Source organism: Kitasatospora sp. NPDC087314 (assembly GCF_044744365.1).
GTDB lineage: Bacteria > Actinomycetota > Actinomycetes > Streptomycetales > Streptomycetaceae > Kitasatospora.
Window position 1 is genome coordinate 282,974 of the sequence record NZ_JBIUYE010000002.1, and the last position, 11,427, is coordinate 294,400.

8 protein-coding genes are annotated in these 11,427 nt (G+C 71.8%); 3 read left to right on the plus strand and 5 right to left on the minus strand.

The features are described from left to right. Positions 1–136: 136 nt before the first annotated feature. The 3 genes from ACIO5E_RS05105 (at position 137) to ACIO5E_RS05115 (ending at position 2,997) form a co-directional block, all read left to right on the plus strand. Positions 137–925, plus strand: coding sequence for a MerR family transcriptional regulator (locus ACIO5E_RS05105; protein WP_400663944.1), 789 nt, complete (start codon positions 137–139; stop codon positions 923–925). 58 nt (positions 926–983) lie between these two features. Continuing rightward, on the plus strand, positions 984–1,979 hold the full coding sequence (locus ACIO5E_RS05110; RefSeq protein ID WP_400663946.1) for an ABC transporter substrate-binding protein: 996 nt from the start codon (positions 984–986) through the stop codon (positions 1,977–1,979). Positions 1,980–2,280: 301 nt separating this feature from the next. Further along, the gene (locus ACIO5E_RS05115) at positions 2,281–2,997 is read left to right on the plus strand and encodes a hypothetical protein (protein ID WP_400663948.1); all 717 of its coding nucleotides are present in this window, start codon (positions 2,281–2,283) and stop codon (positions 2,995–2,997) included. Here ACIO5E_RS05115 and ACIO5E_RS05120 read toward each other — a convergent pair. The 5 genes from ACIO5E_RS05120 to ACIO5E_RS05140 all read right to left on the minus strand — a co-directional run bounded on the left by ACIO5E_RS05120 (position 2,990) and on the right by ACIO5E_RS05140 (position 11,372). Next, positions 2,990–4,627: a M4 family metallopeptidase gene (locus ACIO5E_RS05120; protein WP_400663949.1), complete on the minus strand. Its 1,638-nt coding sequence runs from the start codon at positions 4,625–4,627 to the stop codon at positions 2,990–2,992. The genes ACIO5E_RS05115 and ACIO5E_RS05120 overlap by 8 nt on opposite strands. Positions 4,628–5,322: 695 nt before the next feature. Next, positions 5,323–7,896, minus strand: a complete 2,574-nt coding sequence (locus ACIO5E_RS05125; protein WP_400663950.1) for an ABC transporter permease — start codon at positions 7,894–7,896, stop codon at positions 5,323–5,325. 61 nt (positions 7,897–7,957) lie between these two features. After that, positions 7,958–8,743 (minus strand): ABC transporter ATP-binding protein, encoded by a 786-nt coding sequence (locus tag ACIO5E_RS05130; protein WP_400663952.1) that lies wholly within the window; start codon positions 8,741–8,743, stop codon positions 7,958–7,960. 188 nt (positions 8,744–8,931) lie between these two features. Then, positions 8,932–9,651 (minus strand): response regulator, encoded by a 720-nt coding sequence (locus tag ACIO5E_RS05135; protein ID WP_400663953.1) that lies wholly within the window; start codon positions 9,649–9,651, stop codon positions 8,932–8,934. Continuing rightward, complete coding sequence (locus tag ACIO5E_RS05140) at positions 9,648–11,372, minus strand: sensor histidine kinase (RefSeq protein WP_400663955.1); 1,725 nt, start codon at positions 11,370–11,372, stop codon at positions 9,648–9,650. The genes ACIO5E_RS05135 and ACIO5E_RS05140 overlap by 4 nt, the downstream gene beginning before the upstream one ends. Positions 11,373–11,427: the final 55 nt, after the last annotated feature.

Genomic DNA, 11,427 nt, shown 5'->3' on the forward strand with positions numbered 1-11,427 from the left:
TGCCCCCGGGGCGGCCCCGGGAGCCCGCCAATCGCGCCAGTAATCACTGGCATGATGGGCAGGGTAGTCCTTGCTGACACCGGATGGAAGAAGCACGACCGCCCGGATTCCGGGAGCCTTCGGAGGTGACGGACCTATGCTGATCGCCGTGGACAAGGTCAGAGCTGCTGCGGGCGACAGAAAACGCGAGTACCGGGTGGAGGAACTGGCCGAGGCGGCCGGCATCACCACCCGGACACTGCGCTTCTACCGCGAGCGCAAACTGCTCCAGCCACCCCGCAAGGAGGGCCGGATCGCCTGGTACGGCGAGGAGCACCTGGCCCGACTGCGGATGATCGGCGAGCTGCTGGAACGCGGCCACACCCTGGGCGGAATCGCCGAACTGATCGGCGCCGGCGAGAGCGGACGGGACGTCGCCGAGCTGATCGGACTGGAGGCGGCCATCGTCGCCCCCTGGTCGGACGAGACCCCGGTGCGCCTGGACTGGGACGAACTCAAGGCCGTCTTCGGCGACCAACTCACCGAGGAGAACACCGCCGAGTCGATCACCCAGGGCTACATCACGATCGAGGACGACGGGATCACCCACGTCAGCCGCCGCCTGATGGACGCCACCACCGCACTCGTCGCCGAGGGCGTGCCGCTGTCGGTGGTGCTGGACGCCAGCCGGCGCACCCGGGAGCACGTGGACGCCATCGCCGAGATCTTCATCGACGTGGTCAGCGAGCACCTGCTCGGCGCCCTCGCCGCCGACACCCCGCTGCCGCCCGGCGAGGCGGGCCGGCTCACCGAACGCATCCTGCGGGTGAGGCCGCTGGCCCGTACGGTCGTCGACGCCCAGTTCGCCCTCGCGATGGACCGGCGGGTGCACGCCGAGTACGACGAACTGCTGCGCCAGCGACGGGAGAACGGTACCGAGGCGTAGCCGCCCCAGCGGGCGGGCAGGGATTCCCGCGCCCTGCCCGCCCGTTGGAGGAGCCGCGATGCCCAGACCCCTCAGCCGCCGCGCCGCACTCGGCCTCGCCGCCGGGCTCGCCCCGGGTCTCGCGCTCGCCGCCTGCGGCTCGAACTCCGCCGGGCGGTCGGCCGGTTCGGCTGACGGGCGCAGCGGGGCCGACGGGAGCGGCAGGGCCGGCGCCCGGACCGTCCGACACGCGCGCGGCGAAAGCACCGTACCGGCACGGGCCACCCGGGTGGTGACGCTGGACACCGACGCGCTGGACTCGGTGGTCACCCTCGGTCTCACGCCGGTCGGCGCGACCACGGTCACCGAGGGCGCACCCTTCCCCGGCTACCTGCCCGCCGACCGACTGGCCGGGACGAAGGCCGTCGGCGCCATCGGGCAGCCCAACCTGGAGGCGATCGCGGCGCTGCGGCCGGACCTGATCCTGAGCAACCAGGTGCGCGACGACAAGCGGTACGACGAACTGTCGAAGATCGCGCCGACTGTGCTGTCCAAGACCACCGGGCCGACCTGGAAGGAGAACGTCCGGCTGCACGCCGAGGCGACGGGCCGGCAGACGGAGGCCGAGGCGGCGGACGCGGCGCACCGGGCGAAGGCACGGGACCTGGTCACCGCGCTCGGCGGCCCGACCAAGGCCGCCGCCACCCGCGTCGAGATGGCGCGCTTCCTGGCGGGCGGGCCGACCAGGCTGTACCTCAACGACACCTTTGTCGGCTCGTTGTTCAAGGACCTCGGGCTCGGCCGACCCGCCAACCAGGACAAGCCCGGGTTCTCGGTCGAGATCAGCCCCGAGCAGGTGGACCAGGCGGCGGCCGACGTCATCTTCTACTCCGTCTACGGGGACGCGGCCAAGTCCGACCACGGCAAGATCACCGACGGCGCGCTGTGGAAGAACCTGGACGCCGTCCGCAACGGCCGGGTGTTCCAGGTGGACGACAATCTGTGGATGCTCGGAATCGGCTACACCGGGGCCGCCCTGATCCTGGACCAGATCCGCAAGGATCTCGCGCCCTGAGGCGGCGGGCCCGGCGGCACGCGGACAGGTGACGGCGGACAGACGGCACCGGACAGATGGCAGCGAACAGATAACAGATGTTGAAATCTGTCATCTGTTATCTGTCCGCCGCCACCCCGCCCCCGTTGTCCACTCCTCCAACCCCACCCCGCCCCGCCCCCCACGCCCCTGGCCGATCCGCCGATTACCCGCCCCCTCGCCCCGCCCCTACCGTCGAGACTCACCCGCAGGACGCTGTCGCCTGGTCGGGCCGGTGACGGGAGGCAGGCGCCCGCACCGGCTCCGCGTGGGGGTCGTACCGATGTCCGTGGTCGTGAAGTTCCGTACGGCGGCGCAGCTGACCGGTGGCCGGGTACTGCTGTGGTCGCTGCTCGGCCGGCTGCCCAATGCGATGAGCCCGATCGGCACCCTGCTGCTGGTGAGCCGGAACACCGACAGTGTGTGGCGCGGCTCCCTGGTGGCCGGCGCGCTGGCCTGCGGTCAGGCGGTCGGCGGTCCGCTGGTGGGCCGGCTGGCGGACCGGCGCGAACAGCGGACCGACGCTGACCCCGCCGTGGGCCTCCTCGGGGTGGCGGTCGCACCGCAGCTGATCACGATGTTCGGCCTGGCCGAACGGACGGTGCCGACCGTCCGACTGGGTGAGGCGATGGCGGCGCTGGTCAGCGCGTTGATCCTGGCACAGTCGGCGGGCACCTTCCTGGGCGGCCGGGCCACCACGCACTTCGGGCCCGCCGCGCCGTTCGCGATCACCGCCGGCGCGGCGGCGTCCTCCCTGCTGCTCGCCGCCTGCACCGCGACCGAGCAGCGCTACCGCCGCCGCACCCCCACCGCCCAGACCATCCAGACCATCGAGGCCGTCGAGGCCGTCGAGGCCGTCGAGACCGCACCCATCACCCCGGGCGGCCACACACATGACGGCGGGGGCGACGGTGGTCCGCACACCGTCGCCCCCGCCGCGCGGCCCTGCCGGCCGGCACCCACGGATCGGCAGGGCCCCACTCAGGCGGGTGTCAGTTGACGTTGACCGCCGTCCAGGTGGCCGCGACCGCGTTGTACTCGGCGCTGCCGTTGCCGTACAGGTCCGCCGCCGCGCTGAGGGTGCCCGCCCGGGCGCCCGCGTAGTCGGTGGTGGAGGTGAAGTAGACGGTCAGCGCGCGGTACCAGATCTGCGCGGCCTTGTCCCGGCCGATGCCGGCGAGCGTCGAACCGTCGGACGTCGGGCTGTTGTAGTCGAACCCGTTGATGCTCTTCGCGCCGCTGCCCTCGGACAGCAGGTAGAAGAAGTGGTTCGCCACGCCCGACGAGTAGTGCACGTCCAGGTTGCCCACGTCGGCGGACCAGGAGTCGGCGGACTGGCCGTCCTTGCTCGGCTGGTCCATGTAGCGCAGCGGGCTGCCGTCACCGCGCAGGTTGATCAGCTCGCCGATCCAGTAGTTCGGCGGGTTGGAGGGCAGGTTGGCGTACCACTCGACCATCGTGCCCATGATGTCGGAGGTGGCCTCGTTGAGGCCGCCGGACTCACCCGAGTAGTTGAGGTTCGCCGTGGCGGCGGTGACGCCGTGGCTCATCTCGTGACCGGCCACGTCGATCTCGGTGAGCGGGGCGGCGTCGCCGTTGCCGTCGCCGTAGGACATGCAGAAGCAGCTGTCGTCCCAGAAGGCGTTGACGTAGTTGGAGCCGTAGTGGACGCGGCTGGCGGCGCCGACGCCGTCGTTGCGGATGCCGTTGCGCCCGAAGGTGTTCTTGTAGAAGTCCCAGGTGGTGGCGGCTCCGAACTGGGCGTCCACGGCGGCGGATTCGCGGTTGCCGGCGGTGCCGTCGCCGAAGCTGTTGGAGGTGTTGGCGAACAGCGAGCCGTTGCCCGAGGTCCCGTTGTTCATGTCGCTGGTGGACTGGCCGCCGCGGCTGTCGTCCTTCAGCGAGTAGCTGGAGCCGTTCTGCGCGGTGGTGAGCGGCACCTGGCCGACGAACACGCCCTTGCCGGTGCCGGCGGCGGTCTGGATCTTCTCGTGGGTGGACAGCACCTTGCCGGTGGCGGCGTCGGTGACGAGCACCTGGTTGCTCGGGGTGCCGTCGGCGCGCACGCCCTCGACGGTGGTCCGGTACGCCAGGCGCGGGTTGCCGTCGCTCGCCCAGACCACCAGCTCGGCCTTGCCGGTCTGGTGGACATCGGCCAGCGGGGACTCGTCGGCGTCGACGGTGACCCCGACGGTGGCCTGGACCGCGCCGGTGGCCTGCGTGGCGGCCTTGTCGGCCGGGATCTGCGGGGTCAGGCTCGGCAGCGCGATCCTGGCGGAGACCGCCTTGTCGACCGACTTGACCGAGCCGTCGGCCTTCTGGTGGACCACCAGGTCGCCGCCGAGCACCGGCAGGCCGGCGTAGGTGCGCTCGAAGCGCAGGTGCCGGGTGCCGTCCTTGTCCACCACGGCGTCCTTGGCGACGAGCTTCTCCTGGCCACCGAGGGAGAGTGCCTTGGCGAGCGGGCCGGACTGGCCGCCGGCCAGCGCGAGCACGGCAGCGTGCTGGTGGTCGGCCTGAGTCTGGAGGCCGGCGACGGGGCTGGCCTGGGCGGCGGTGCTCACCTGGATCACACCGGTCAGCAGGGCGGTGGCCGAGAGTACGGCGACGGCCGCGAGCTTTCGCTTCACGTACGAGTCCTTCCGGGAAACCGCGTGTGGACGCGGTCGCGCCGCGTTCCGGGGGCCGGGGTCGGCACCTGTGGGGCGGAATGGGCGCTGACGTGCTGAAACCCCGGGCGGTCGAGCGGCGGGCCACCAAGGGGTGGGGGTGGGGGCTACCGTCGGGGCTAGCCAAAAGCATGACAATCCATCAGGTGAATTGACAGGTCTCCATCAGCTATTGGCCAGGTCCCGCCAGCCCGAAGGGGCTCTCAAGTGGGCGACAAAACCGGGCAATTCACCCCGTCTTGCAGAGGGTTACCACCCGAACCACGACCGACCACCTGCGCCGACGTCCGATCGGCCATCGAACGCCCAATCCGGGCGCGGCGCCGTGTGTGGCCAAATCGACTTTTACATCCCTGTAGAACTTCCCATACGGATTCTTGACATCCACTTGGCGAGGTCCCGCCACCTGCCGCCCTTGTCCACTGCCGAGGCGTCTGCTAGCGGCGCCGGACGGCGTGTTCGCCCGACTCCTCACCGCAGTCGGCGAGTTGGACACGGCAGCCGGGGGCACCCGCGAAGCCGCCAGCCCCCCCCCGGCCCCCGCCGCGAAGCCCTCCGCCGCGAAGCGAAAGGGCAAGGCGGCTGGGCGCGGCCGGGCACCACACGGCACCAGCGCTCACGGTCCCGTAGCACGCCGGTGCGAGTCCGCCCCCGCGCTACTGCGCGTTGATCGCCCGCAGCATGTTCAGGCGGGCCGCCCGCCGGGCCGGCCAGACCGCCGCCAGCACCCCGATCGCCGGGCCGATCAGCAGGAACAGGCCGAGCCGCGCCCAGGGCAGCACGATCTCGTACTGCGGCAGCGAGGTTCGGGACAGGCTGCCGCACGCCCAGGCCAGGAAGATCCCCGTGCCGATGCCCAGGACCGCACCGAACAGCGAGATCACCACCGATTCCAGGCGCACCATCTGCTTGACGCCCTTGTTGTCGAGGCCGATCGCGCGCAACAGCCCGATCTCCCGGGTCCGTTCGAAGACCGACATGGCCAGGGTGTTGATGACGCCGAGCACTCCGATGGCGACGGTCATGCCGAGCAGGCCGTACATCATGTTGAGCATCGTGTCGATCAGGCCGGACTGCGCCTTCGTCAACTGGTCCTGGTTCTGCACCTGGAGGAGCGGGCTGTTGCCGAGGGCCTGGCGGATGTCCTGGTCGAGTCCGCTCGTGTGCCGGCCGGGCGCGGCCTTGACCAGAATGCTGTCGAGCTTCCCTCCGTTCGCGTACGGCAGGACGTCGGCCAGGGTGCCCAGGGCGTCGCCGACGACGCGGGTCTGCCGGTAGACGCCGACGACGGTCAGCTCCTTCGTGTCGTGGCCGAAGCCCGGCGTGCCCTGGAAGGTGTCGCCCTTCGACAGGCCGGTGGTCTTGGCCACCTTGTCGGAGAGCGCGATCCTGCCGGGGCCGACGTCCGCGAGCGAGCCGCTGCTGAACTCCAGGTCGGAGACCTGCCCGAGCCGCTGCGGGTCCGCGCCGGTGAACGAGGCGAACCTGCCCCCCGCGCGCAGGGTCGAGGAGGCGACGGGCGCGGCCTGCGCGACGCCCGGGACTTCGGCGACCTTCGCGGCGAGTGCGGGGTCGATGCCGCCGAAGGCGGCGTTGGACACCTTGTAGTCCGCGGTCAGGCCCCGCACCGCCGCGTCCTTGAGGGCGGCGTTCATGGAGTTGCCGGTCACGCTCAGGCCCGTGATCAGGGTGAGCCCGATCATCAGGGCGGAGGCGGTGGCGGCGGTGCGGCGCGGGTTGCGCAGCGCGTTCTCCCTGGCGAGCTTGCCGCTGACGCCGAAGAGCCGGGTGGTGGCCGCCCCCGCGAGCCGGATCAGCGGCCGGGACAGCAGCGGTGCGATCACGATCATGCCGGTCAACGTGAGCACCGAGCCGAGTCCGGCGGCATAGAGGTTGCTGTCGGATCCGTTCCTCTGTGTGGAGACGTACAGCAGGGGGAGGACACCGGCGCCGGTGAGCAGCCCGCCGAGGCTGTTGCGGAGCGCCATGCCGCGCTTGGGCGGCGCCTGGTCGACGGTGCTCAGCGCCTCCACCGGCGCGACCTTCGCGGCCTTGCGGGACGGCAGCCAGGCGGCGAGCACGGTGATGCCGACGCCGACCACCAGGGCCCGGAGGAGCGTGTCCGCGGAGATGACCAGGGGGCCGTCCGGCAGGCTCAGGCCGGTCGCGTCGAGGAGCGGCCGGAGGGCGGTCGCGATACCGACGCCGATGGCGAATCCGGCCGCGGTGGCAGCGAGTCCGAGGAGCGCGGCCTCGATGAGGATCGCGCGGACGACCTGGCGCCGCAGGGCCCCGATGGCGCGCAGCAGCGCGGTCTCACGGCTTCGCTGGGCGATCAGCATGGTGAAGGTGTTGGTGATGATGAAGGCGCCGACGAACAGCGAGATCGCGGCGAAGCCGAGGAGCATCCGGGTGAGCTCCTTGGTGTCCTCGGCGATCCGCTCCGCCTGCTCGCGCGCGAGCTGGGCTCCGCTGGTGACCGTGATGCCCTTGGCGGGCAGCAGCTCGCGGATCGTGTCGGCGAGCGCCTGGTTGTCGGTGCCGGGTGCGGAGCCGACGGCCAGTTCGTCGAACCGGCCCGGCTGCAGGAAGAGCTGCTGTGCGGTCCTGGTGTCGAAGAGCGCGAGGCTGCCACCCGCCCTCACCCGCGGGTCGTCGGTGTCGACGGTGCCGACCAGCTTCTTGGTGAGGGTGGGGCCGTCGGTGGCGAAGCGGACGGAGTCACCGATGGCGTAGCCGGCCTTCTCGGCGGTACGGCGGTCCAGGGCGATCTCCTCACCGGTGGTGGGGCCGTGTCCGGCACTGACGGGGAAGCGGCTGTCCCGGTCGCCGTTCGGTGTGTCCGGTGAGTAGTTGGTGGCCAGGTTCTGCCAGTTGCTGTCGGCGTTCAGCGGTCGGCCGTCCTTGGCGGCCAGGGTGGCGCTGCCGTTGACGGTGGAGCGCACGGACGTGACGCCGGGCACGGCGCGGACCTTCTCGGCGAGATCACCGGTGAGCGCCGTGGACACGCCGTCGTCCGCCTCGCGGTCGGAGTTCCGCCGGGACTCGGCCTGTACGGACACGGCGACGTCCTTGAGGCTCCTGGCGGAGGCGCCGCGAAGGGCCTCGGTGACGGTGTCGCCGAAGACGAGCGTGCCGGAGACGAAGGCGACGCCGAGCATGATCGCGAGGGCGGTCATGGCCAATCGGGCTTTGTGCGCGAAGACGTTGCGCAGGGCTGTACGCAGCATGGCGGTGGTCCCAGTTCTGAGGTGCGTGACGGAGGTCCGGGCGGGGAGCGGGCAGGCGGGGTCAGCTCGTGCGGGCCTTGGCGTCGAAGCGCCTCATCCGGTCCAGGACGTCCTCGGCGGTCGGTGCGAGCAGCTCGTCGGTGAGCCGGCCGTCGGCGAGGAAGACCACGCGGTCGGCGTAGGCGGCGGCCGCCGGGTCGTGGGTGACCATCACGACGGTCTGGCCCAAGTCCCGTACGGATTCCCGCAGGAAGCCCAGGATCTCGGAGCCGGCACGGGAGTCCAGGTTGCCGGTCGGCTCGTCCGCGAAGATGATCTCCGGCCGGGACGCGAGGGCGCGCGCCACGGCGACACGCTGCTGCTGGCCGCCGGACAGCTGGGCGGGGCGGTGGTGCAGCCGTCCGGAGAGGCCGACGGTCGCCACGACCGTGTCCAGCCACTGCTGGTCCGGCCTGCGGCCCGCGATGTCCATCGGCAGCGTGATGTTCTCCAGCGCCGTCAACGTGGGCAGCAGGTTGAACGCCTGGAAGACGAAACCGACGCTTTCCCGGCGCAGCCGGGTGAGCTGCCGGTCGTTCAGACTGGACAACTCGGTGTCGCCGATCCGCGCGGAGCCTTCGGAGACCGAGTCGAGACCCGCCATGCAGTGCATCAGGGTCGACTTGCCGGAGCCGGACGGCCCCATGATCGCGGTGAACCGGCCACGTCCGAACTCCACCGAGACCGCGTCCAGGGCGACCACCCGGGTCTCGCCCTGGCCGTAGAACTTGCTCAGCCCGGTGGCCCGGGCTGCGGCGGGACACACCGAGGAGTGGGCGGGCACGGGGGCGGCTGCCTGCATTGACATGTCAGCTCCGGGAGTACGGGGAAGAGGATGTGCGACTGCTTCTCATCCTCGATGTGCCGCACTGCCGAACCGTCGGCCTCAGGGCGTGAATGAGGCGTCTGTCAAAGGTCCGGCGCGGGGTCGCGCGTAGTCCTCGGGGCGGACGACCGTCTCTGTCCTATGGCAGAGACGGTGTGCGGGGCCGCTGCTCAGGACAGCAGCCCCGTCCGGTAGGCGAGGACCGCCGCCTGGACCCGGCTGTCCGTGCCCGTCTTCACCAGCACGGCGCTGACGTGGGTCTTCACCGTGCCCACGCCGATGCCCAGATGACGGCCGATCTCCGCGTTGGCCAGGCCCCGGCCCAGCAGGGTGAGGACGTCGAGCTCCCGGCCGGTGAGCGCCGCCAGGCACTGTTCGGGGACGGAATCGGCGGCCGGTGCTGACGCCCCTTCGGGTCCCGGCGCGCCGGCACCGGCATCGCCGTCGAGCATGCGCTCGATGACGGTGCGGGTGACCTTGGGTGAGAGCACCGCGTCGCCCGCGGAGGCGGCCCGTACCGCGCTGATCAGCTCGTGCGGGCCCTCGTCCTTGAGGAGGAAGCCGGTGGCGCCGGAGCGCAGCGCGCGCGTCACGTTCTGCTCGTCGCCGAAGGTGGTGAGCATGACGACCTGCGGCCGGTGGCAGAGGTCGAGGAGCCGCTCGATCGTGGCGAGCCCGTCGAGCACGGGCATCCGAATGTCGATCAGGGCCACGTCGGGACGGGTCTCGGCGGCGACCCGCACGGCCTCCTCGCCGTTCGTCGCCTCGCCGACCACCTCGATGCCCTCGGCATGGCGCAGGATCAGCCGGACGCCGTGCCGGATCAGCTCCTCGTCGTCGGCGAGCAGGACCCGGATCGGGCGGTCGTCGGAAGCGGGGAAATCGGTCATGGGGACTCCCACGGCGGCGTGCGCGACACCACCGGTACGGTGAAGCGGTCGATCGTGGCCAAGGTATCGCCACGGAAGCAGAACCGGGTGATCCTGAGGTGGTCAGGGCGCTCCTTGGCGCCCGCGGCAGCGGAGTCCCCGGGGCGGCCGGCGTCCTCGGCCGGCGGCGTGGAGTCCTCGAACGGAAACGTCGAGTACATGCAGCTCGTCACGGACACCGGATGAGCCGGCTCCCGACCCGTCGCCGCCGCGCGCGCCGATGTGTTGTCCCCGTACACGGCCTTCTCCACCATCGCGCGGGACATCCCGATCCGGGGCTGCTCGGGATCGCGGGGGGCGGGGTCCGGGAACGCCTGGGTGACCAGGAAGAAACCGCACATCATCATCACCCCCACGCCGATGAGGCCGAGGAGCCCGCTGAGGGCACTCACGACACGGCGTTGGACACCGGCGGGTGAGTCGTCGGAGTGCGGCTCGGACGGCGGTTCACGCGGCGGGGCGCCCACGGCGGCCAGGCTCGCTCCCGGGTCCGGCCGTGCCGGGATCCGTGCCGTCACCGCGAAGCCGCCGGTCGGCGTCGGGCCCGCCTCCAGGGTGCCGCCGAGCAGTGCCACCCGTTCCCGCAGCCCGACGAGGCCACGCCCCGAGCCCAGGCCGGTCGCCGCTTCCGGGGCCACGGGCGGAAGCCCGTTGCGTACGAGCACCTCCACACGGCTGTCGGTGTGCGTGACCACCACGGTGACACGGGCTCCGGCGGCGTACCGGTGCACGTTGGTCAGCGACTCGCGCACCACCCGGTGCACCGCACGCCGCACCTGGGCCGCGCGGTCGGTCAGGTCGGGGCCGTCCCAGGTGAGATCGACGGGTATGCCGCCGCCGCGCGACTCCTCGGCCAGCGCCTCGACGTCGGATCGGGTGCCCGTGCTGTCGGTCAGGGCGTCGGTCCCGGTGTCCCGCCCCAACGGGCCGAGGACACCGAGCACTTCGCGCAGCTCGCGCATCGCGTCCCCGGTGGCCCGGCGCACCAGGACCGCCTCGTCCCGCAGTTCGGGCGACTCCTTCTGCAGTGCCATCTCCAGGCCGCCCGCGTGCAGCGAGATCAGGCTGAGCCGGTGGCCGACCAGGTCGTGCATCTCGGCGGCGATCCGGGACCGTTCGTGCATCCGGGACTCGCTGTCCGCGAGCCGGCGGGCCGCCTCCGCGGCGTCGGCACGTTCCCGGAGCGCCCGCAGCAGCCGCACCTCCTGCCCGCCCGACATTCCGAGCAGTCCCGGCACGATCAACGTGGTGGCGGCGAGTACGGCGCCGAGCGCGAACCCGAACGGGTGGCTGCCGAGCCCGAGGCCCGGGGCGAAGGCGGCGCAGGTCAGCGTCGCCAGACCGGTCGGGGCGAGCAGCACGGTGCTCCGGCGCCGGGGGACCACCAGGTGCTTGGCCGTGGTGTACGCGGTCATGGCGGCCGGCAGCCCGGCGGCGGGCAGCAGGCCGACGACGGCGGAGACGCCCAGCAAACTGACCGTGGGGAGGCGACGGCGGACGGCGAGCAGGGCGAGGGCGACGGCACCGAGGAGGAGCTGGATCTCTCCGGACGGGCCCCGGCGTAGGACCTCCTGCGTGAGGAGCATCAGCCACGCGCCGCCGGTCACTTCCGCGAGCGCGCGCCACAGCCCCCGGCCCTGTTCGCCAGGGGCCGTGAACGGATTTCGGGAGGTGGGGGCCATCGGCCAATTGTCCGGGGCAGTGGTGCGTGTCCGCATACGACCTGGGGATGAGGTA

Coding starts and splice junctions, on each gene's coding strand:
- ACIO5E_RS05135 (WP_400663953.1), bottom strand. CDS start 9,651: ATGACCGATTTCCCCGCTTCCGACGACCGCCCGATCCGGGTCCTGCTC.
- ACIO5E_RS05110 (WP_400663946.1), top strand. CDS start 984: ATGCCCAGACCCCTCAGCCGCCGCGCCGCACTCGGCCTCGCCGCCGGG.
- ACIO5E_RS05115 (WP_400663948.1), top strand. CDS start 2,281: ATGTCCGTGGTCGTGAAGTTCCGTACGGCGGCGCAGCTGACCGGTGGC.
- ACIO5E_RS05105 (WP_400663944.1), top strand. CDS start 137: ATGCTGATCGCCGTGGACAAGGTCAGAGCTGCTGCGGGCGACAGAAAA.
- ACIO5E_RS05130 (WP_400663952.1), bottom strand. CDS start 8,743: ATGTCAATGCAGGCAGCCGCCCCCGTGCCCGCCCACTCCTCGGTGTGT.
- ACIO5E_RS05140 (WP_400663955.1), bottom strand. CDS start 11,372: ATGGCCCCCACCTCCCGAAATCCGTTCACGGCCCCTGGCGAACAGGGC.
- ACIO5E_RS05125 (WP_400663950.1), bottom strand. CDS start 7,896: ATGCTGCGTACAGCCCTGCGCAACGTCTTCGCGCACAAAGCCCGATTG.